This window comes from Filimonas lacunae, from assembly GCF_002355595.1.
Taxonomy (GTDB): domain Bacteria; phylum Bacteroidota; class Bacteroidia; order Chitinophagales; family Chitinophagaceae; genus Filimonas; species Filimonas lacunae.
Map to the genome: position 1 here is coordinate 5,715,146 of NZ_AP017422.1, position 24,337 is coordinate 5,739,482.

At 43.0% G+C, this 24,337-nt stretch carries 8 protein-coding genes and 1 tRNA gene; 5 read left to right on the forward strand and 4 right to left on the reverse strand.

Annotated elements, in window-relative coordinates:
• Positions 1–19 precede the first annotated feature (19 nt).
• Together FLA_RS22585 and FLA_RS22590 are read right to left on the reverse strand one after the other, a co-directional pair.
• The gene (locus FLA_RS22585) at positions 20–4,186 is read right to left on the reverse strand and encodes a PKD domain-containing protein (protein ID WP_076374605.1); all 4,167 of its coding nucleotides are present in this window, start codon (positions 4,184–4,186) and stop codon (positions 20–22) included.
• Positions 4,187–13,921, reverse strand: a complete 9,735-nt coding sequence (locus tag FLA_RS22590) for a T9SS type B sorting domain-containing protein (RefSeq protein WP_076374607.1) — start codon at positions 13,919–13,921, stop codon at positions 4,187–4,189. It abuts the gene before it with no gap.
• A gap of 318 nt (positions 13,922–14,239) precedes the next feature.
• Here FLA_RS22590 and FLA_RS22595 point away from each other — a divergent pair, with 318 nt between their 5' ends.
• Entirely contained in the window at positions 14,240–16,270 is a 2,031-nt protein-coding gene (locus tag FLA_RS22595) for a tetratricopeptide repeat-containing sensor histidine kinase (RefSeq protein WP_076374609.1), read from the forward strand.
• Positions 16,267–16,887: a response regulator transcription factor gene (locus FLA_RS22600; protein ID WP_076374611.1), complete on the forward strand. Its 621-nt coding sequence runs from the start codon at positions 16,267–16,269 to the stop codon at positions 16,885–16,887. Before FLA_RS22595 ends, FLA_RS22600 begins: the two co-directional genes overlap by 4 nt.
• Here FLA_RS22600 and FLA_RS22605 read toward each other — a convergent pair.
• Positions 16,884–18,782: a DUF3857 domain-containing protein gene (locus FLA_RS22605; RefSeq protein ID WP_159445038.1), complete on the reverse strand. Its 1,899-nt coding sequence runs from the start codon at positions 18,780–18,782 to the stop codon at positions 16,884–16,886. The two genes, FLA_RS22600 and FLA_RS22605, sit on opposite strands and share 4 nt — an antisense overlap.
• A gap of 8 nt (positions 18,783–18,790) precedes the next feature.
• On the reverse strand, positions 18,791–20,809 hold the full coding sequence (locus FLA_RS22610; protein ID WP_076374615.1) for a DUF3858 domain-containing protein: 2,019 nt from the start codon (positions 20,807–20,809) through the stop codon (positions 18,791–18,793).
• Positions 20,810–21,131: 322 nt separating this feature from the next.
• On the opposite strand from FLA_RS22610, the gene nagB reads away from it, so the two are divergent.
• The 3 genes from nagB (at position 21,132) to FLA_RS22630 (ending at position 24,257) form a co-directional block, all read left to right on the forward strand.
• Positions 21,132–23,033 carry a glucosamine-6-phosphate deaminase gene (gene nagB / locus FLA_RS22620; protein ID WP_076374617.1) on the forward strand — a complete coding sequence of 634 codons (1,902 nt, stop codon included), beginning with the start codon at positions 21,132–21,134 and terminating at the stop codon, positions 23,031–23,033.
• Positions 23,034–23,150: 117 nt separating this feature from the next.
• A tRNA-Met gene (locus tag FLA_RS22625) sits at positions 23,151–23,224 on the forward strand.
• A gap of 85 nt (positions 23,225–23,309) precedes the next feature.
• On the forward strand, positions 23,310–24,257 hold the full coding sequence (locus tag FLA_RS22630; RefSeq protein WP_076374619.1) for a J domain-containing protein: 948 nt from the start codon (positions 23,310–23,312) through the stop codon (positions 24,255–24,257).
• Positions 24,258–24,337 lie beyond the last annotated feature (80 nt).

Consider the following 24,337-nt stretch of genomic DNA (forward strand, 5'->3'; position numbering starts at 1 on the left):
AGTTTTAAAAAATCATAAATTAACGGATAATAGTAACCGAGCCGCTTAAAGTAGGCAAACCAGTTCCCAGTTTAATGATATAGTAATAAGTACCTGTTGGCACATCCTGCCCGTTCATGCGCCCATCCCACGGCTTAGCATATCCTATGCTGTGAAACACACTCTGTCCATACCGGTTAAACACATCAATAACTCCATTGGTATAAGACGACAGATAAGGTATTTCCCACACATCATGTATACCATCCCCGTTAGGCGTAAACACATTGGGCGGCGCTATATCACGTAATATTTTTACCGTTAACGTATCTGTAGTGGTACAGTTAAATTCACCTGTAGCCGTAAGCGTATAGGTTACATCCTGTGTAACAGTTAAATAAGGTTTTAATATGTTGGCATTACTCAGCCCCGTAGCAGGATACCATTGTAACTGGTAAGCAGAAGAATTGGCATACGCATCAAACTGCACCTGCGTTCCTTCTTTTACCATAAAGGAAACACCCGCATCAATAACTGGTTTGGCATGTACCACTACACTTTTGGTAAGCGGCAACGAAGCACAGCCTTTGGCATTTTTCACCACCAGGGTGGCAGTAGCCGTACCAGCCTGCTTATACACTTTTACAGGAGATGCTATAGAAGCGGTAGTTCCGTCACTAAATGTCCATCCCCATTTGCTTACTGTGCTACCAGCCGCAGTGCTGGCATCAGTAAACTTCACCTGCCCATCCTGACATATTTCCGCTGGAACAACCGTAAAGATGGCCACAGGCTTATCCGAGAATTTATCAGCCACCTTAGCAGCTGTATTCACACAACCTGCGGCAGTAGTGGCAGTAAGTGTTACGGTATAACTTCCACTGGTAGCATATATGTGGGAAGGGCTCACTGTTGCAGACGTAGAAGTACCATCTCCAAAATTCCAGTTATACGCCAGAGAACCATTGCCCGGCACAGAAGATTTGTTAGTAAACACTGCAGCACCGCCCGGCATACAAATAGTATCAGGCACTGTAAAATCAGCTACCGGCAAAGGCTGCACCACCACGCTTTGTGTATCAGGCACGCTGGCACAGTTATGGTTGCTGGTAGCGGTAAGTATTACCCTGTAAGTACCATAAGTTGCATAAGTATAATCGAATGCAGTACCAGTGGTTTTATTGGAGGTATTCTTGTCACCAAAATTCCAGCTCCATTGTGTAATCGTGTTTCCTGTAGCCACAGTAGCCGTTGGAGTAAACTTCGTTGGCCCACCTGCACAAACATTATTCACAAAAGTAAAATCAGCCACGGGAGCAGCATATACTTCAATAGTTTGTTTGGCAGAATCAACACAGCCCAGGTCAGTAGTATATACATACCAGATAGTATGCACACCTGCCCCTGCCTGTGACGGCGTAAATACTCCTGTGGTGCTGGTACCTGGCCCTTTGTATATACCTGTTCCGGGAACACCATTGGTTACAAGCGCTTTGGCAACAGAAACAGCGGCCGCCTTTTCACATACAGCCGTTAACACATCATAAGTAAACTGGGGTGCAGGGTTGAAAACTGCTTTGATAACCGTATCAGTCACACAACCATTCGTGCTGGTTGCCTTATAAGTAACATTATAATTTCCATACTGAACGTAAACATGGGAAGGACTTGCCACTGTAGCTGTATTAGGATTGGCTGCAGTAGCATTGGCATCTCCAAAATTCCATTGATGACTGGTAATAGTTTGTCCATCTGCAACTGTGCTGTTGTTGGCAAAAGTAACCATACCATCTTTCGGCAAACACCCTTCCGGATAACTGATGCTGACAGTGGGTGCGCTATATACTTTTACCACCTTACTTATAGTATCACTGGCACACAAACTGCCGGCCTTTACTACCAGTTTTACAGTATAATTACCACCTGTGTTATAAGTTTCCGGCTGTGTAATGTTGGTCGCGGATGTTTGTGTATTACCATTGCCCATGATCCAATACCATTGCAGGCTGCCGGTTCCTTCATAAGTGGCAGTTCCGGTAAACGTATAGGTTCCTTTAGCGCAAATAACAGGCTCGTTGGCTACAAAAGCTGCCTGTGGAGGCGCATATACTACAATTTTTTTCACTGTATCGGCTACACAACCCTCTGTAGTAACCGACCGCAACTTCACCGGCTGATCAGCGCCTGCTGCCAGCAAATGCACTGTATCCTTACCTGTTGCAGTAGCAGCATCGGGAAATAACCAGTTCCATTGATAAAACGTATATCCTTCCGGAGCTTTATCGGTTCCGGAAAAATGCACCGTATCCAGTGTACAATTGGTATTGCGGCTAAACGTATAATCATTTTTAGGCTTGGGTTTCACAATGATGCGCAGCAGCAGCTCTTCTTTATGATCGCACTTTTCAATTTCAGGACTGGTAAATTCAGCAGGCAGATAAAAGGTATCTGCACTATTAAACTGGTAGGTACCCGGAAGCGTGTACTTATAGTATAAGGCCCCGTTTAACTCCACTGTTTCCGTAGAAACCGGGGCGCTATCTGTTACATCAACAGCCGGCGAAAGGCTGCCTGCCAATGCACTCAGCTTCCAGGTAATACTGGTAGGCTTATAGGCTACTAACGCAAAAATAGACACCGGGGCATCTACACAGGTAAAAGCATTAGGCTCGTTGGTGGCACTTAAGTTATTATGGATAGAGCTTCTGGCATCCAGGTTATAGATATGCGTTCCTGCATTATAAGCATAACTTTCCCCACTGCCCAATCCATAGGTAATGGCAGTAAAAGCCGAGTCACTGGTTACCACACATTGCCCTGGAGGATCTGCAGGGTAAGGCCATAATCCCCCCCATCTTTTCACCACCACAGTAAAGTCCGGCATTTGAGGGTGTGGATAGGAGTAATATTCAGCAGCAGAAAAAGACGATACAGGCTGCCCGTCAATACGAAGAGAAGACAAGCCTGTTCCTTTGTTTGTTACAATTAAGGTAAGATAGTTAACGACAATAGCGTTTCTGTTATTTCTGAAAAAACCGATATTATTAATTCCCTGATCAATCGGGCTCAGGTAAATCATATCAGGATCTGAATTCAAACTGGCTCCCGGGCAACCCGCCCGCCCGCCCAGCAAATACTGTGCAACCATTATCGGCTTGTCAGCCTCAACTACATCGGCAGTAGTACTTTCAAAATAATAATAGTTGTTCTTCAGCCCGGTTAGTACCACCCCATTTCGTTTAACAACTGTATTCACATCCTTCACCAATACCTTGTAGGAATTCAATGTTAAAAAATTCACTTTATCGTCCCTTGAAGTAGGCGCAGTTAAATAACGTTTACCCCAGGCATGTGTAGGAAATACCTGCTGCATATCGGGCTCCTGATAACCATAGTTACAAGTTGTTTTACCCTGGGTACTGCTACATCCGGAAAAAACACCAATAGGATAACACTGACCAGCGCCATTATCCACCGACAAGAACTTAGTTCCCGACATTTCATAGCCACCACCTCCGCTTCCATCACTCACCCCTTTTTCACTCAACATCTGGTACACCTCTCCTTTTTGCAGTGTTACATAAAAGGGAGTGCCCGCCGCTTTCCCTGCATAGGTTTTTATACTAGGGGTAATTTCCACCTTTGTGTTGTCGTGGCTGGCTATTACATACGCCCACGAACTGGTACCTCCCGACTGATTGGTATTTAAAGAATAATAACTATAACCCCAGGTATTTACCGGCATTAACATGCTGGCCCCGGAAGCGCCTGTAGCAATTACATGCGCGTAAGCTACAATAGGTTTGGTACTGGTGATATGTATACCTCTGTCTGTATATAAACCCTCGCTACCGCCAGACAACTCATCCCGGAATAATCGGGCATCTATCATCGTTGCATCATTGTATTTCGGCATTTCGTCCGATACAATAACGGTGTGTGCTGCTACAGAATATGTTTTCGTCCAGGTAGTATTATTAATAGAAACAGTAACCTCAGCAGCTTCATCTCCAGCACTGAAATACAGAAAAAGACTTTGTGTATTTCTTAAATTAGGATCTAATGGATCGGGTATCTTATCCATAAAATAATGATGCCCATAGCCCGTCCAGAACTCAGTGCCCCTATTGGTAGGTTCCTGTGCATGCAACCATGCACAGGAACTTAGCCAGAAAATCAAACATAATATAGAGCGTTCAAACTTCATCTACCTCACCAGATTTATAGTACCTTTTTTAGTTTCCCGTTTACCATTATCCAGCAAAATGTCGGCTACATAAATGTATACGCCCGAAGGTTGCGGCTTGCCTTTGTAAGTACCGTTCCAGCCGGTGTTCTTATCATTGGTTTCAAACACCTTCTCACCCCACTGGTTAAATATCATTAAACGCAGTTGCTGAATGCTGTTACCATATATTTTAAAGTATTCATTCTCGGCCGGGCCATTGTTATCAGGTGTAAACGAGTTAGGAATAAATACTTCCTGTACCATGGTAGTGGCCGATACCGCTGTGGATATGGCAGGCACACAGCTACCTAACACTCTTACCTTAATGGTTACTGTTTCACCTAAGCTTAAACCGGTAACTGTATGAGAAAGACCGTCGCTACCCGATGGCGCTATCCACGTAGTACCATTATCAATACTTACCTCATACCCAGTCGCACCAGGCACAGCAGCCCACACAAAAGTGATGGTGTAAGAAGTAATAGCGCCCGCTTTTACCACTGGTGCCGGTAACGGAGCGTTGATAGCAACAGGCTTGGTAGTATCACCTAAACAACCGTTGGCATCTATCACATCCAGTCGCACCTGGTAGGTGGCAGCTGTTTTATAAGTATGTACCGTATCTTTTGTATAAGCAGCAGCACCAGCATCATTAAAGTCCCACTTCCAGTTGATAATAGAAGCATTATTTACCGTTTGTGCCGATCCGCCAAACTGCGTTTCACTACCTAAACAGGTACCATCGAATACAAAATCAACCAGTGGCGCTGCTGCTACCTTAATTGGCACCAATGTCTCCTGTTTAGAATCGCAGGCATCAATGTCAGGATGTGAGATATAAGCAGTGATCACATAGTCACCAGGTGCATTCAACACGTATTGCTGATCTAATGCATATTGATAGTAAGTAATGCCATTGATAACAATGGTATCGGTAGCCTTCGGAAACTCTGTATGCACATCCGCATTAGGCGATAATTGTGGCACAGTACTCAGCTTCCAGTCAATAGCAGTAGGCTGTACAGTGGTCATCAGGCTTAACTTAAACGGTGTACCCGCACAGGTATAATCGTTATAACCACCGCCTGGTGAATAAGAGTTACTCAGGTTTACTTTGGTATTCAGGTTCAGCACCATGGTTCCGGCATTGTAACCGTAGCTTTCATAAGCACCCATACCATAAGTAACACCGGTAAATGATGAATCACATTTCACAATGGACTGTCCCTTGCTGGCTGTCCAGCGTACTACTACTACTGTATAACCAGGCAAATTAGGATGCGCATAAGCATAATCCCAGGTGTTAGCGCCATCAATGGTTAATGAACTCAACCCTTTGGTAGGCACAATCAAAGTGAGGTATTGCACGAGAATAGCACTGGTAGTGTTCCTGTACAATTGCGCTTCTTTCACACCTTGCTCTATCGGGCTGATAAAGAACATTTCCGGATCACCCATAGAATCTGTTACACCACAGCTATGTGTAGATGGCTGAAACTGTGCCACCAGCACCGGCTTATCTGACTTAATATAATCAGCGGTACTGCTGGCAAACTCGTAGTAACGATTGCTTACCAAACCACTCAGCAGAGAACCATTCAACTCTACTAAGGTGTTAGGATCTTTTACATATATACGGAACACGTTTGTTAATAATCGTTTAGCATCGGTGTAGTGCGAGCTTGGCGCTGTAAGGTATTTTTTACCCCAGGCCTGGTAAGGGAAGTTTTGCTGTAACACATTATCACCTGTTCCACTGGTACTAAACATGCTACAATCAAAACCGGTAAGGTTACTTCCCGAGAACACAGCTACCGGCCAGCATTTGCCATTGTCGTTTTGAACCGAACGGATTTTTGTTCCGGTTAAATCGTAAGACACTTCCATACCGTCGTCAATAGCACCTATAATTTGATATACCTGGCCTTTTTTCAACGTTACCCTGAATGGCACATTGGCCACATGCCCTTGTGTAGGCACAGACGGTGTAATTTCCACCACAGTACTGTCGTAGGCGGCTATCACCTCCACCACAGAAGCGTTTACATTACCCGGGTTATAGGTTTGTCGTGGCGTTAGTGCATAGTATTCATAACCATAGGTACCCACAGGCAGTAACATAGTAGCTGCAGATGCCGAAGGACCATAGATGTGTGCATAAGCCGAAATAGCTTCATCACTTTCAATACTGATACCGCGATCGTACAAGCCTTCTTTCAGCAACCTGGCATCAAACTGGCCTGCTTTAGGCATCAGGTCAGAAGTAATGGCAGTGTTTGCAGGCACCGTATAGGTTTTTGACCATTGTGTTCCATTAATCTTAATGGTTACGTGTGCAGTTTTACTACCCGCACCTAAATAGAACACCATATCCTGGGTATTGCCCATGGTAAACAATACTGTATTAGCATAAGGAGCCCAGAACATGGTGCCACGGCTACTGGTATCACGGGGAGTTTTAACAATAGGATCAGTGGGCGCTTCTTTACCATCAGTAAGCCCTGTAAATTTCGCTAACACGGCAAGTCCGGTATCAGCGATAGAGTTACCAATAGTATCCAGTTTGCTTTTGCTGGAAATTTCCCAGACAGCTGCATTGGTTTTGCCCAGTTTAATAGTGGTTTCTTTTTCAATAGTTCCTCTCCATGAATTTACATAATACTGTTTCACAGCATGCCCTGTTGGCGCAGTACCGGTTGTAGTAAATGCAGTGTAGAAGTACATGAATGGCTGATTAGCTGCCAGACCTTCCGGCGCTACACCTGAATATCTTTTGCCTTCAATTTTGGAAGGCACAGTGCTACCCCAGTTAATAATGGTTACCGTATCCGTTCCCAGCATAAATACCTGCTGACTATTTGCCTGCGGCACTGCTGGTGTGGCCGTTAATAATACCGGAGCCACTGTTGGAGTAAATTCATAAGCCCCCATATCAGGCACACCGGTTTCCATAGTAACAGGACGCGCAATACCATTTATATCTTTTTTACTTTCCGGCACCTGCACACCGCGTCCGTGCATAGCCCACACATTGGCATTGGCTACATCAGGAGTCAATAATTTTTTATCTGCAAAAACAGGTTTGTACACTAACGAGCTGTAATCCACATTACCCGCATTCTGCCACTGTTCCAGACTTACCAGGTTATTACCGTTATACCATACCAGTGTAGCGCCTTCGCTATACAACAGGTTGTAATCAATACCTCCTGTAACAGCGTTATACATTTTTAGCGCTGCACCACCGCCACCAATGTTGGAGAAGATGTTGTTATAAGCAAATGCACCAGGAGAAAACGCAGCTGCTGCGCTGTTTTCTGTAGCAGATTCTATTTGTATAGAGTTATTGTAATAAGCACAGCCATCGCCAGCGCCCTGACTATTAATACCATAAGCTTCGTTTCCTTTTGTGCCAATAACAATTACGTTATTCATGGCAGAGAAGCTAGAAGCGTTGGTGTAAGGGTTTAAACCAGTAACACTACCCGTGTTGGTGCTATCGGCCAGTATAATATTACCGGAAACCGATCCCCTGTTACTACCGCCAGCGCTTACAAACACGATGATAGCAGAAGTGGAACTGGCAGTATTGGTAATGGTGATTTTATTCTTATCTACTTTATAAGCCGAATCACATTTCTGCATCCAAATGCCATAAGAACGCACATTCTGGATACCGTCTTTATTAATAGTATTACCGCTTATGGAAACATAATTGATATTCTGAGCGAAAATATTAGCATTATAACTGTTGTTTACCGTGTTGCTATCTATCACAAATTTCTGCGCATAACGCTCTACACCAAACAGGTAAACACCGGCCATACCGTTGGTAATGGTATTTTTGGTAATCACATTCTCCACACCATACAAATCCTTACCATACACCCCCACCACATTTTCCGAAGTATTACGCGTTACAGGTAAGTCTATAATACAACCTGTAATGCTATCGTAAGAAGAAGTGCCTGTGAATTCTACCGCCCTGGCATAATCAGTGCCATCAGGCTTAATGCTCATGTTTTTGAAAATAATGTAGTTGGCTGTATCCAGTTTCACCACATAATTGGTATCGCTGGTAGTAGCAGCTGTAACAATAGTGGTAGCAGCCACATTATCCTTACTCAAAAAGGTTACAGTAGCTGTTGCAGAAGTTCCCGGTATTTTAGGCACCCTTACCCTTTCGGTATAAGTACCCGGGGTTACTAAGAAGCGAACGGCACCTTCAATACCACACGACATCGCTGCAATAGCCTCACCAAACGACTGGAAGTTTTTATTACCGGCCGGCAAAGCAGGATCAATAGTATAATCACCTGCCAGCAGTCCCTGGTTTATAGATAATTGCACAGGCTGTGAATAGGCTACACCAGTGCCACATACAACTACCGCGCGGAACCAGGCATCTTTTGAAACCAGTTCGTAATTGTAAAAGCCAGATGCAGAGGTATCACTGATAGTCGTCCAGGTACCGTCAGCTGCTGACGCACGCTGCCATACATATTTCTGGCCACCACCTGCACTATTGCCATTTAATGTTAATTGTGCCTGTGCCCCCATACAAGTTCCTGTAGCAGGAGTAACAACCGCTACGCCCGGTGTAGGCGGAGCTGTACAAGGTGCACTGTTAAACTCAAACGCTCCCAGGTCTGGCGAAGAAGTATTTCTTGCTACATTGTTAATATCCGTGTTAATACCAACCGGTGCACCAGTGTTATCCAGTGCAGGCAGTGTGGAAGCAAATTTACCTGCCGCCGTATCTTCATAAGCCGGATCAAAGCTTACAGAACTGGCATCCACATTCGCTGCTGCTCTCCAATCGGCCAGGCTTGCCCTGTCAGCCCCATAGAAACCTGTAAACTTATTAGTGCCGGCATCTACCCATATATCATTAAAATCAGAAATAAAGCTATAACTGTTAGGAGCATATATACCATATCGTTTGCCTGTGCCGCCACGTAACACGGTAATAATATTATTCTTCACTTCAGCACCGCTGCCGTTCTCTAACTGCATATACATGCCTTCTGTCAGCGATGATCCAGTGTAGTCTTTGTTGTCCAGCGAAATAGTGTTATGATAAAAACGGGTTTTTCCGGAATAGCTATAGTAAATACCATAAGCAGCGCCCTTTCCATTAAAATTATAAATCAGATTATTAGACACTGTATTCGGTGCATAATCGTATGGCGAAGTTCTATCCAGGTATATACCATACATACCCTGTGTAGAAGCAGGGTTGCCGCCAAACGGAGTGTGTATCCTGTTTTTGGAAATCTGCAGGTTGTGGCTGTTCTGAATAGGAGATGCCCCACCACCTCCTTGAACCATGATACCATAGAAGGTATTTACACTGGTTCTGTTAGGCCTGCTGATAACATTACCTTCAATCACAGTACTCATAGAACAACCCAGGTAAACACCCGTAGAATAGAAGTCCTTGATAGTATTGCCAATTACCTTATTGCCCGTATTGGCCGAATTATATCCCCCCATCATGCTGATGCCACAATAGCCCCCTATAATAGTATTATTCTGGAATAGGTTATAATCTGAATAAGTATCATTGGAAACAGAAGAATAATAAGTACTTCCATTTACCAATATACCTACATAGCTGGAAGACGAATTATTAAGCGGCATCAGGATAGTACTATTGCGGAAAGTATTATAATTAGCGCTCTTTTTTAAATTAACACCTATGCCATAATATCCTGTACCAATAGTATTAATTACCAGACTATCAAAAATGATATAATCTGTCTTTTGTAAAGTAATTACCGCCTGGTTGTCGTAATCTGAAGAAGAATAAGCGAGCGTGTCACCATTACATTTGAACGTAATAGTATTCACCGCTGATGTACCAGGGATAGAATCCATGATCAGTTGCTCGTTATACGCCTTTCCACCAGGTAATACATTAAATACCACAGGCCCTTTAATACCACATTTCAATGCCTGGTAAGCCTCGTTAAAGCTTTTGAAATCACCTGTTCCCTCCTGGTCAATAGTGTATACACCAGCAGCCAGCATAGCGTCTACTGCTATAGAAATAGGCTGGGTATAAACAGTGGTACCCTTACAGGTTACAGCTGCCCTGTAAAACACAGCATCGGTACCAGGCAGTGTAATAAAATTAGGTTTGGTTTGTACGTTACTGATAGGTGCATAAGTACCCGTTTCAGTAGTAGAAGCCTGCCACTGGTAAGTTTGTAAACCACCCGTAGAGTTGCCGGTAAGGTTCAGTTCCAGTTTATTGCCTTCACAAATTTCATCGCTATTAGCCACCGCAGTACCTGCCACAGGAGCAACACAAGGAGGAGCCGTAAATTCATACGCACCCATATCCGGATGTGAAGCATCCCTGGCCGCACCAGCAAGATCCACCAACACCGATACCGGCTGGCCCGAATTATCAATAGCACCACTCTGCGGTTTAAAGTTACCGGCAGCCACATCCGTATATACCGGATCTACAGATGCCGAATTAGCATCGTTGGTACCTTGTTGAAAATCGGCAAGGCTTTTACGAGTCAATGCACTTCTGTATCCAATGCTGGCATTAGTAGCATCACTGGCTATAAAGTAGTTATTATAATCAGAAGCGATACCGCTTTCCCTGGTAGCATAATACATAGCATATTTATTACCATCTCCTTTACGGCTGATAGTAATGATATTGTCTTTAATGCGAATACCACCAGCAGTATTGATCTGATAAAAACCATACGAATCATAATTACCGGAGCCATCTACATGAATGGTATTATGATAAAAAGAAACACCATCAGAACCGGAGTTATATAACCCGTAGGCTGATCCCGAACCAGTCATGTTATAGATCAGGTTGTTGCTGATTAAATTTTCTGCACCAGCATATGCATCAGCCGAATTAAGATAGATGCCATAAAAATCGTCCGTAGCATCAGGACTGCCACCAAATGGATTGGTGATAATATTACGGGTAACGATGTTGGAAATTTGACCAGTGTTCAGGTAAATACCCATCACAGAACTGGATGAAGTACGGGTAGGACGACTGATATAGTTACTGTCAATAAGGGTATTGATACAGTTAGAAGTCCATATACCTGCATTCAGGAAGTTAACGAATTTGTTACGGCGTATAATGTTACGTACGTTCGGCTTGGTTGCATTACCTGCCAGTGAAATACCATAGTATCCCCCTACCACAGTATTGTCTTCAAATATATTATCATCCGAAAAAGCCTCCCCCCATTCAGGGTTGCCACTGGCCATGCCATTCACTACTATACCGCTATAACCATGATCGTAAATAGTTAAAGTAGTATCTGAATAGATAGTACAACGACGGATAATATTAGAATCAGCATCATTCATTAACTGTATACCAAAGCCATAGTACGAAGCGCTGGCCCCTGGTGCATTGATCACCAGGCTGTCTATAATTAAATGATCTGTTCCGTTCAGCTTTACTACAGCCCTTTCATTTGTGTTATCAGAAATATAGAAAAGCATGTTGCCATTACCGTTAATGGTAATAGTATTCACCGGAGATGCACCAGGCACAGGTGTAGTGATCAATTGTTCGTTGTAAGGGCCAGATCCGGGCACTACGTCAAATATTACCGAGCTGGTAATACCACACTGAACAGCACTCCACGCATCGTTAAACGATTGAAAATTTCTTCCACCGGTAGCAACGGCCTTATTAATGGTGTAATTGCCGGAAAGTTTGTACTTGGTAGTAAGCTGTACCGCTTCGGAAGGTGTATTCCCCGTTCCGCAATACGTTACCAGCCTGTACCAGGTATCGGTAGTTTGCGCCACTGTTACTTGCTTGGCTGTACCACCAGCAATATCTGTCCAACTGTTTTTATCAGCCGAATATTGCCATTGGTAAGTTAAACCATCGCCTACTGCACCACCACTACTGGTTAACAGCGCACTGGCAGCTGAACACACTGCAGTTTGTGCAATATTTACAGTAGACGCAGCCGGAGGGTTAGAACAGGTAAGATAGGTAAACTCATAAGCACCCACATCAGGTGTGGTGGCATCACGCACGGCCAGATCAAAATCTTCACCAATTCCAGCTGCTGTTCCTTTATTATCCAGCTGTATATTATTCGGTTTTAAATTATCTTCTTTAGCATTCAGAAAAAACGGATCAATCAGCACACTTGATAAGTCACTGCTGGTTTTGGTTTGCCAGCTGCTTAATGTTTGTTGCCCCGAACCTGCATAACCGATAAAATGGGATGCTATAGGCAACATATAAATATCGTTATAGTCACTTGTTAAAGTAACTGCATCAGTATTCTTGTAAATGCCATAACAATTACCCGCACCGCTTCTTTGGATATCCACTATGTTATTTTTGAAAATAACTCCCGTTGCAGTGGTACTCATATAAAAACCAGCAGAAGCCTGTGCGCTTGCCTGAGTGCTGGTACTATCAAAAAATATGGTATTGTGGTAATAATAGGCATAATCAGAAGATTGATTATATAAGCCTATTACTTGTCCTGCTCCTTTAAAACCATACATCAGGTTATTGGTAACTATATTCGGGCTGGAAATATCCGCATCACAACCACTAAAGTAGATACCATAACTATAAGTAGTACTACCCGTGTTAGCACTACTAAGATTATAAATTCTGTTACGGGTTATTTGTAAGCCTGTATTTTCAGATTCTACCAGGATACCACTGAAAACAGATAGCGAGATACGCTTGGGTTGCGAAATACTGTTACCTGCAACAATGGTTTCAGTGGTTGTATTCAAATTAACACCGGCAGTATAAGCATCTTTAATAATATTATTCAATACCTGGTTGTGGGTACCACTTCCTGTAATACTAATACCGTACCTGCCTCCTATTATAGTATTGTTCTCAAAAAGGTTTTCATCGCTATAGCTGTTCGTCCAGCCTGTATTGTTATCAGCACCGCTTACAACTATACCGGAATAGCCATCAAAAGTGTTATTCTGTCCTGCATTAATAGTACACTTTCTAATAATATTACCATCAGCATCATTCGTCAACACAAAGCCAAAACCCGACTGGCCCGTAGTAGCATTTACCTGCAGACTATCGAATATAATATGATCAGCGCCATCCAGCTTAATAATGTAGCGTGAATCGTAGTAGCCTGTTCCTGCATAAGAAACGGTATTTCCGTTACCATTAAAAGTAATCGTATTGATATCTGAGGCCCCTTTTATTTCCGGAATAACCAGTTGCTCTTTATAGTTATATCCTGACGTTGTTACATCAAACACAACAGGCCCCACTAAACAGGAACTCGTTAATTTTTCTATAGCGCTTGTAAAAGAAGGGAAATTGGTTTCTGTTTGTGGAAGGGATGCATTAATAGTATAGGTGCCCGACATCCCCACTTTTACTGTTATTGTATCAGAAACCACTATTAAAGAACCATTGTACAAACATTGTCCTATAATTCTATAATAGCTCGTGCCAGGCATTGCCGGCGATTGTATAGCATTGTTCTGCGGATCGAAAGAAGGAGCCGACATAGATACAAAGGCATCAGAAGGCGATGCTGCCCACTGTACAAAGAAGAATACAGACGGATCTGTTGTATTACTGGCTAATGTAAAACTCAGCTGTGTACCCGGACACACACCTGTTACATCTGGTGGAACCATCTTTCCTATAGTAGCAGTTCCACAGGGCGGCTGCGCCAAACCGGGAACGGCTGCCATACATAGCAGTAGTGGTAATAAAAATTTCCTACAAACGAACACTTGTAAGTAATCGATCTTCATGAGAATGCAGTTAGTTTAGAGAATTTTCCGTACCAGCGGCGAGAGTTTTGGTTCCAGAAAAAGAGCCGCCAATTACAGCTCTAAAGTTATTTATACCACCTATTGAAATTGTGTGTAAAAATATTCAATTAAAAAAATGGCTATTTATACCTATAAATTGGGTAATTTGGCAGAGTAACTAACTGTATTTACCATTGCCTAACAAAAAAATGCCGATTATGCCATAGAAAAGTAATTCTATAAACTACTGTAGATATGAGATTCGCGTACAAGTGCCCTATTGCTAAACACTTCCTGCATCCGGTGCGTAGTACAACGCTCTGCTTAAGTATTTTATTGCTTTTCCTTTTCCCGCTGGCTGCATCTGCTCAACAACTTACCCGTCCCGAAGGCAGCAATCTACAGGATACAGCCGCTATTCATCGCCTGCTAAAGACCGGCAGAAGCATCAAACATTCCTTTCCCGACAGTGCCTTTTATTACTTTAATAAAGCGTTGATAGGCAGTTATGGGGCCAATTACAGCGAAGGCGTGGTGTTGGCCCAGTACGAGCTAAGCAGATGGTATTACAACAGCAATATCCAGTTAAGCATTAACAGTGCCTGCGCCGCATTAACAGAGTTTGAGAAAGAACATCTTACCAATAACACCTTAAAGTGCCAGGTATACCTGGCCTTAGCCAAAGCCTACGAGGCCAATGCTAAAATAGATTCAGCCGCCTATTACTATTATTATCTTAATGAAGAAGTTGACAAAGGCCGGATTAAAGACCCCTACTTTGAAGTTTCCTTATACACTACGCTGGCGCTATTCTGGCTGAATAGTGATAACCAGCTGGACCCGGAGTTTGCCAAACCTTTAAAAAATTTTATTGATAAAGCACAGCACACCCTCAACCAGCTACCAGACAATTCCAGCACCAATGCCAGCTTTTACCAGCTACAGGCTATTTACTATTTAAGCATCAACCGCTACGACTCGGCGCGTTTTTATTTACAAAAGCAGCTGGCGTTATGCGAAAACACAACACCCATGCCCTCCAGCATGGCTTCTGTGTTATTAAACATCAGCAACGCTTATGTAATGGAGCATAAGCCGGGCGAAGCTATTCCCTACATCAACCGGGTGAGAAGTACGTATAAAAGCATTCCTACCCAGGATCGTTACTATATCACCGCCAACTTACACCTTGCCGATGTGTATTTTCAACAGAAAAAGTATGGGGAATGCATACGTATTTTAGACAGTACCTGGCATTACTGTAAAGTCAATTTTGTAAATAAAGACGTTGCGGATGCCTATAAAATATATGGCGATTCGTACGAGAAGCTGGGCATGAAAGACCAGGCCCTCACTTATAAAAACCTGTACATCACCTTATACGATAGCCTTGCCAAACGCGACCGGCTGAACATGAGCTACAAAATGGAAAGCAGGTACCGGCTTGCCGAAAAAGATAAAAAGCTCGCCGAACAAAACCTCACCATTTCCCAGGCAGAAAACGATGCCCGTAGAAAAAATTTCTGGGTGGCAGCCATCTCCTTCCTCGCCATACTGATGATACTGGTGGCTATATTATGGCTGCGCAATATCAGGCATGCACAACGGTTACAGACTTACCAGTTTGAAAAACAGATGGAAATAAGCCGCCTTACCTATACCATACAGGGAGAGGAAAAAGAAAGAAGACGCATTGCCGCCGAACTGCACGACGGTATTGTAGGTCTATTGGTGGCAGCTAAAATCAACCTCAACCTGGTAAAAAAGGAGTATCATTTCAGCAACGAATCTAATTTTACCGAAGGGCTGCAACTGATAGATCAGGCCGCATCAGACCTCAGAAAAACCGCGCATAATATGATGCCGGAGATATTAATGCAAGATGGGCTGTTAAAAGCACTGGAACAATTTTGCAACAGCATAGCAGCTAACAACACCACCAGCATTTACTTTGAAATTGTGGGTACACCCGTAAAACTAAAATCCTCCCTGGAACTGGCATTATACCGCATTGTTCAGGAACTGGTACATAATATTATTAAACATGCCAGGGCTACAGAAGCCATGATACAGATCAACTTTTTTGAAAACGAGCTTTCTATTACAGTAGAGGACAATGGCGTAGGCATGGATGTGCACACTACCACACAGGGAATAGGCATTAAAAGCATTTACGACCGGGTAAAAGCCATCAACGGCAACATCACTATCGAAAGCGGATATTCAAAAGGTACGAGTATTTATATTAATTTAGATTTGCATAAAGAAAATCTCGAAACTGCATGATCCGGATAAGCATGGCCGATGACCACATTATTGTTCTCAGTGGTTTTCAGAAAATTGTGGCAGAAGCAAACGACATTACCATTATTGGAACGTATACCAACGGGGACGATCTGTTAAAAGACATTCCGGTAAACAAGCCGGACATCCTGATACTGGATATACAAATGCCCGGCAAAAACGGCATTGAGCTGGCATCTGTTATACGTAAAAAATACCCTGAAATTAAAATCATCGTGCTTTCCAGTGTAGAAGTGCTGGCGCAGGTGAAAAAGATTTTACAGTTGGGCTGTATGGGTTATCTGCTCAAAAACATTGACTCCAACACATTTCTAACAGCCATCCGTACGGTATATAATAACGAACAGTTTATTCACGAAGAGCTGCGCAAACACCTGGTGAACAATCTTTTTACCCCTGCTCATTTTGTAAAAATCACCCGTCGCGAAAAAGAGATTTTACAACTGATAGCACAGGAAATGACCACCCAGGAAATTGCCGACAAATTATTCCTGAGCACCCACACCATTGTAAATCATAGAAACAGCCTGCTGCAAAAGTTAAATGTAAAAAATACAGCAGGCCTGATGATGAAAGCAGTGGAAGAAGGCTTGCTTTAATTATTCTTTACCAAAACCAACGTGCTCCTGTCTGCCTTATACATATCGGCAATAAACTTTGCCAACCCGGTATAGTCTTCCGGAGGAAAGCGGCCGGCATTGCGCTCACAAACACGCTCTAAACGAATGGTATTACCCTCATAAAAAAAGGAAATAGCGTAACGACCAAACTTATTTTGAAGGGTTATATTTTTAGGCAACGACTCTAATACATAACCAGCAGGCACTGTAATGAATACAGAGTCTACATCTGTATAAGAGTAAGGATAATCAATTTCCGTAACCCTTGGCTTGTCGGTAGACAGTTTAGACCTTGTTTTGTTAAACAGATTAGGCACAACAAACAATCTTTTTCCTGAAGCCGAAGCATAGGCGGGTGACTGCACGTGCAGGTTTTCTGTCACCTGTGGCATAGCAGCTTTCTGCTCGTCATAATCGATCTTATCCACCTTGTAGGTAGGCAGCCCTAAAGTGTTATTCAAATACTTTTCCCGTTGCTCTTTACTGGCGTAATGTATCAATGAATGGGGCAGCTCCTGTTGAATACCTGTAAACACAGTACGCACATCCGCAATCAAATTGCCGTCCCCGTCAATTTGTGCATTGATCCTGCGCCACTGAGCGTTATCCGCTGCGGAATACCGGGGCGTATACACCACATGCCCACCGTCACTATCAATTAACAAAGCTTGCTTATTACCAGTGCTTCTACCCATATAACCCGCACAAGCTGTGCTACTGGTACACTCCAGCCAAAGACTGTCTTTATCACCTGGCACACACAAAATAGCATGCGTAAAAAAAGGAGCCGGAAAATCTTCCCATAATCCCTTTTTACCTTCACCTGTTCTCACTAATACATAATTAGCAGGTATACCCACCTCTTTCAAAAGACTTTTCATATAGTTAGACAAAGCCTTACAATCGCCATACTTTTTCTCCGCCACGTATTTAGCATCAAAAGGCTGCCATCCTCCAATACCCACCTGTATACCTATATAACGTGTATTCTTCTGCATATACTCATACAACACCCTTACCTTCTCTCTTTTATCGGCAATACCATCCACAAGCGCATGCACTTCTTTTTTTACCGGATCGGGTAACACATCCCTGCCTTCATTTAAAGTTTGAATAAACTTACCCAGGTTTTGCCAGGAGCTCATATTGCCTTTATACCCTCCTATTTCAAAATCAACCGGGGCCAGTTGCACACTACAGGTGATCTCTTTCCAGGCGGGCTGGTAAACTTCATACTCCACCGGCTTTACATGCTTCACTTCCCATTTATAAGTACGCACCGATTTTTCTTCTGCTATATTGGGTGTGCCATTATACACAAACTGCTTATAACGTAAAGCATAGGTTAATGGCGTTTCCACCACCAGGGCACTTTGTTGCACAGCATACGCATCATCTTCTACCGGCTCCCAGCGGGGCAGAAAAAACACCCCGTCCAACTCTTTCACATCTTCATACTCCACTGTATAAGGATATTGGCGGTAATAAAAATTATGTTTCTTATAACGCGCATCTGTTACCAGGCTCTCATCATCATCATAAGCAGCATCGGAAATATCTTTCTTTTTTACCGATTTCAATTTCTTACCGCCAGCATCATACAAAGCTCCCGAAATATCACTTAACGAGTGCATCTTATCGTAGTAGTTGCTGTAAACCGCATAATCATCACCATTCTCATTTAATATAGTAATAGCATATTTGTGATACACCACCGCCCTTCCGGCATCCTTTATTACCACCCTTAATTGCTCCTGCCTTTTTACAGCGTTGGCATTTGCTTTTAGTGAATCAGGAATCAGGCTCACACTATAGTCCTGTGACAAACCCCATAAAGGCAGCTGCAGCAAAAACAAAACAAATATGTTTTTCATAACACCCATTAGTTCACTTTTTTAAATACAATTTTCTCGTTTTGCTTTTTTACTATATAAGTAAAAAAGTCACGCAGGGTTTGATAATCATCCGGCCAGAAAGTAGCTTTATTCAATACCAGCCTGCTTCTTAACTGAATACGATCTTCCGATGCCACCGCAATAAATTCAAACTTACCTTCATTTTCATTCAGGTTCACCCGGGCTGATTTAGGCAACTCCTCCACCTTATACCCTTTAGGCATTTCCATATTCAACACATAGGTTTCATCCCGGCAATAGGGCATTTCTACGGGATACAGGCGTTCTGCCGCCTTAAAAGGATTTTCCTTATACAAATCATCGCCTATCACAGGTGAGAAATACACCAGCGATTCATCGTTCAGCGAAAATTTAAAATCGTAATGATACGAAACCGGTTCTTCCAACACCTTTAACGAATCAATGCCACTATTCGCCATATCTACATCCAGGGAAAAGCCTTTTTTGATGTTATTGAAAAACTCATCTTCTTTTATTTTTTTCAGATTGCTACGTATCACTGTAGAACCATTATACCCCTTACTGCTTACAAACGAACCCGAAAGTCCCTCTTTCTCCTCATTAACGATAAAAACAGTAGTTAAACTAGATTCACGCAACGAGTCAGCATCCAGTTGAACCACATAAGGTTCTTCACTAATAATGCGCCCCGAGCCATTGTAGCACTGCAAAGGCAGTTTACCAAATCCCATGTTAGGCTGCGTAGCATCCAGTAAATAAAACTGATCCTCTACCTGTACCCTGCATATGGCATAGTTAAACTTATTCATAATAGGATAGGCATCCAGCACCTTACCCCGCTCCCGCGTACTTAATATTACCGGATCGGCGGTGAATCCGCGACTTCTGTACATAGCGGTAAGCAGTAAATTAATATCCGCTACATTCCCTTTCTTCGACTGACATGTTTTCTTTAATGATTGCGACCGGTAAATATCATAATCATCTGTGCAGGTATAATGATCCCGTATGTTTTCATAAATTTTCCTGGCAACATCCAGGCTTTTATCAGACTGCGGCGCCACCAGTTTCAACTCGTCATCCATCCAACCACTCCTATCAGAAAGCCCTTCCCCGAACATCTCGCTTTTCAGCATCTTTTCGGCAGCTTCGTTCCAGGTATTCATAACATGTTTTACCGGTTCGTTGGGATAACGAATGGCAGACAGCTGAAACTCTATTTTAGCCACGTGATTTCTTAAGGTAGTAGTATATGCTTCGCTTTTTAAGGCTGGCACATCTTTCATGGCCCATACAGATGTTACAATATTACCGCTCCAGGTAAAGTTCCGGGAAGGTGAAGAAGGTGTTGCTCCCGGAGCAGTGATATGAAAACTGCTATAGTTTACCATAGCGGTATCTATAGCATACGGACAATAGCCTTGTTTTACAAAAACAAAATCGAACAACTCCGGAATACTCACTTCATACTGGCACCATAAGCGGGGATATTCATCCTGGTAACGCCAGGTAGGAATTCTTCTGGCATCAGGAGTTGTTATTTCATAGGTATATTCAATAATGGAACCTTCTTTTATAGCAGGAAAAGTGAATTTTTGAGTTTGCGATTCCGCTCCTTTGTCTTTAAATAAGCTGCCTTTTTCCAAACGGGTGGTAACCACTTTCCCGCCTTCCAGGTTATAGGTGGCCACTTCCAGCCCGGCTATTTTTTGTGCATCTTCATTGCGCCCGAACAAACTCAACTCTACCGTTGCTAAATCAAAAGCATTTTTATGTAACAGGTGTATCCGTACATGATGCTTAAACACTACATTAAAAAAGCCATCATTATTTCCTTCGAACGAAGCATAACCTACATCAAACAAGTAAACAGCATCAGCCGAACTATCTACCGCATAAGCAGTAGCCGCAAAATCTTCTGGTTTAACATCGCCAAATTTGAATTTTGGTATTTTTTTCTGGGCAGACGCCAGTGTTACACCCAGCAAAAAGGGCAAAAGCAAGGTCGCAATTGTTTTATTCATATAAGAGTGTAAGGGTGGGTATTTCAATTATACCACACAATAATACAAATAATAAAATTTCGTTGGAATAGAAGGTTTATTCATGCCGGGTATAACAATTTTGCCTTCCGGTTGTCATTTCCAGCAGAGAAATGGTGTTTAAAAAATATCCGCACAAAACCGCCAAACAAAATTAACTTTGCCGCACAAAAACGCACATATTTCATTTTTATCCGCGTTTTCTCGTGAGTTCCGCTCAGGCATCCCGCCTGTATGATGTGCATACCGGATAAAGAAAAGGTGCCTGTTACCGCAAAACTTCATACTCAATTAAATAACAACCATGGTAGACTCTTTTGAAAAGGTACCCTGTTTTATTTACGACAACAGTAAACAAGGCTCCCTGGCTATTGCACAAACAATAGCCGCTCTTATTACCAGCAAACAGCAGGAAAGCAAACCCTGCGTGTTAGGCCTGGCCACCGGATCTTCTCCCAAACTGGTGTATGCCGAATTGGTGCGCATGCACAAAGAAGAAGGTTTGAGTTTTCGTAATGTCATCACCTTTAATCTCGACGAATACTATCCCATCGACGCGGATGCCCTGCAAAGCTATAAACGCTTCATGTACACCCACCTGTTTAACCATGTTGACATGGTAGCCAGCAACATTCATATACCCGATGGCAGCATTCCTAAAGAAGAAGTGAAAAGCCATTGCGCGGCCTATGAAGCCCTGATTGAACAATCAGGCGGTATAGATTTACAGATATTAGGAATAGGCAACAACGGTCATATCGGTTTTAACGAACCCGGCTCCACCCTGTTTTCCAAAACACGCCTGATCACGCTGGATAATTCCACCCGGCTGGCTAACTCCTTCGAGTTTACCAATATGTCGGAAGTGCCACGCCTGGCCATTACCATGGGCATCAGCACCATATTAAAAGCCAAAAAGATTGTTCTGATGGCCTGGGGCCCGCTGAAAGCCCCTGTAGTACAGCAAGCCGTAGAAGGCCCTGTTACTGATTATGTACCCGCTTCGCTGCTGCAACAGCACGATGATGTACAATTTATCATGGATACTGCCGCCGCCACAGAATTGACCCGCAATAAATCGCCCTGGCTAACCGGTGAATGTGAATGGAGTACCGACATGATTAAAAAAGCCGTTACGCAAATGGCACTAAAACTGTCCAAGCCCATTCTTAGCCTTACCGACCGCGATTACAATGAATACGGCTTGAGCGATCTGCTGGTGGAAAAAGGCGATGCCTACGAAGTGAACCTACAGGTGTATTATATGCTACGTGATAGCATTACCGGCTGGCCTGGCGGTAAACCCAATGTGGTTATCCCTAACCACCCCGAGCGCTCCAACCCCTACCCTAAAAAAGCAGTGATCTTTTCTCCGCATCCGGATGATGATATTATATCTATGGGTGGCACCTTTCAACGCCTGCACGACCAGGGGCACGAAGTGCATGTAGCCTATCAAACCTCCGGTAACATTGCCGTAACAGATGAGTTTGTAACCCGCTTCCTCGATTTTGCCGTAGGCTTTGAAGACCTGTTTGGTATCAACAGCGAAATGAGCCAGAAAATATTGCAGGAAGCCCGCGCCTTCTTACAATCTAAAAAGAGCAACCAGATAGACACGCCCGAAATAAGGGCCATCAAAGGGCTGATACGCCGCTGCGAAGCCAAAGCCACTTGTAGGTATGTAGGCCTTACAGATGACAAAGCCCATTTCATGAACCTGCCCTTTTACGAAACCGGCGCTATCGAAAAAAAGCCAATGGGCGAAGCCGATGTAGAAATGACTATAAGCCTGCTACGCCAGATACAACCCCAGCAGATCTATTGCGCCGGCGACCTGGCCGACCCGCATGGTACCCATAAAGTTTGTCTGGACATTATATTTGAATCGATGCGCCGCCTGAAAGCCGCCGGTGATGCCTGGGTAAAAGACTGCTGGGTATGGCTGTATAAAGGCGCCTGGCAGGAATGGGATATTTCCGAAATAGAAATGGCCATCCCTATGAGCCCCGACCAGGTAATGAAAAAACGCTTCGGCATTTTCATACACCAAAGCCAAAAAGATTCGGTTCCCTTCCAGGGCAGCGACTCCCGCGAGTTCTGGCAACGCGCCGAAGAACGCAACGCCAATACCGCTAATATTTACGCGCAACTTGGTCTAACTCAATACGCTGCCATGGAAGCCTTTCGTCGCTGGCATTACTAAAAAAGTTTCCGTCAAAACTGATTTTTTTTAAAATCAATTTTGACGGAATTAATATTTCCCCTTATTTTTGCCGCCCATTAACGCAGGAACACTCCCGCAAAAATGGAAAAAACCTCCGGCGAGGTAGCTCAGCTGGTTAGAGCATCGGATTCATAACCCGAAGGTCGGCAGTTCAAGTCTGCTCCTCGCTACATTTTAAAAGTCCAATAAAGTAAAATTTATTGGACTTTTTTTTATTTATCCATACGCTAAAGCGGGCATAGTTTTAAATCGGAGATGACACGAAAGAAGCTATATATTCCAGAAGAGGTAAAAGCAGACATTAAAAAACATATTTCTAGCAAATATCCACTAGCACTTGAAGGATTTTTTTCTGCAAGTGAAGAAGAAGATGCATTAACCGGGGACTTAGGAGGTACGTTAAGAATTAAGAATCAAAGAGTGTTTGTAAAAGATAGTCAAATTGAAACCCCAGGGGAATGGACATGGAGTATAAACTATCATAAATTCAGAGGAAGAGGCCCTGGCGCAACAGAGAATAAATTAGGAGCAGATGGAATTTTTGAATTAACACTACAAATTGGAAACCGAGTAGAAAAAAAATCACTGCTATTTCAATCGAAAATAAGCTGGAAAGATGATCCTAATATTTTAAGAGAAGCTATCAAATTAACAACATGGCGTGAAGCTGCGTTTGTCTTAAATTTTACTCCCACAGAATACGAAGCTATAGACCTTGACACTATTATTAAATCCAGAGGAAAACGGCCCTCCAAGATAAACTTCACTCCCCTAGACCAATTTATAGGAGAAAACTTCTTAGAATGTATAGTTGGAGACATAGATTTAAGGTATAATGCTACAACCCGAAAATTATTTTGGAGAACAAATGACGGGCAATATGTGTCAACAAAATTTTCGATTCCTCAAAGAATTGCAATACAAATAAATGCTCCCGATTTGGATACCTCAAACTCAAAATACAGAGAAATAAAAAATGAAGACATTCACAACTTCAGAATGAATACATCAGCGGAAGAGATTCTTTCTCTTGAAAACAATTACTCACCAAACGAACTAAAAAAAGCTCGGGCGGCTAAAGCATTAATTTATCATTCAGATGCTCATTCTTTTGGAGATAAACTTTTAGATGAACTTTTGAAGGTTAGAATGCAAGAAATAAATGTCGCACATGACTTTCTAAAGAGCTCCATAAAGGAATAGGTTACTAGCATTTGAAAAGGGTGTCTCATAATTAAATGAGCCATCCTCTTTTCGTTTTTATAACGTAAAGAAATACCGAA

Excerpts from the sequence above, each read along its gene's own strand:
- FLA_RS22585 (WP_076374605.1), bottom strand. The coding sequence starts at position 4,186 with ATGAAGTTTGAACGCTCTATATTATGTTTGATTTTCTGGCTAAGTTCC.
- FLA_RS22590 (WP_076374607.1), bottom strand. The coding sequence starts at position 13,921 with ATGGCAGCCGTTCCCGGTTTGGCGCAGCCGCCCTGTGGAACTGCTACT.
- FLA_RS22595 (WP_076374609.1), top strand. The coding sequence starts at position 14,240 with ATGAGATTCGCGTACAAGTGCCCTATTGCTAAACACTTCCTGCATCCG.
- FLA_RS22600 (WP_076374611.1), top strand. The coding sequence starts at position 16,267 with ATGATCCGGATAAGCATGGCCGATGACCACATTATTGTTCTCAGTGGT.
- FLA_RS22605 (WP_159445038.1), bottom strand. The coding sequence starts at position 18,782 with ATGAAAAACATATTTGTTTTGTTTTTGCTGCAGCTGCCTTTATGGGGT.
- FLA_RS22610 (WP_076374615.1), bottom strand. The coding sequence starts at position 20,809 with ATGAATAAAACAATTGCGACCTTGCTTTTGCCCTTTTTGCTGGGTGTA.
- nagB (WP_076374617.1), top strand. The coding sequence starts at position 21,132 with ATGGTAGACTCTTTTGAAAAGGTACCCTGTTTTATTTACGACAACAGT.
- FLA_RS22630 (WP_076374619.1), top strand. The coding sequence starts at position 23,310 with ATGACACGAAAGAAGCTATATATTCCAGAAGAGGTAAAAGCAGACATT.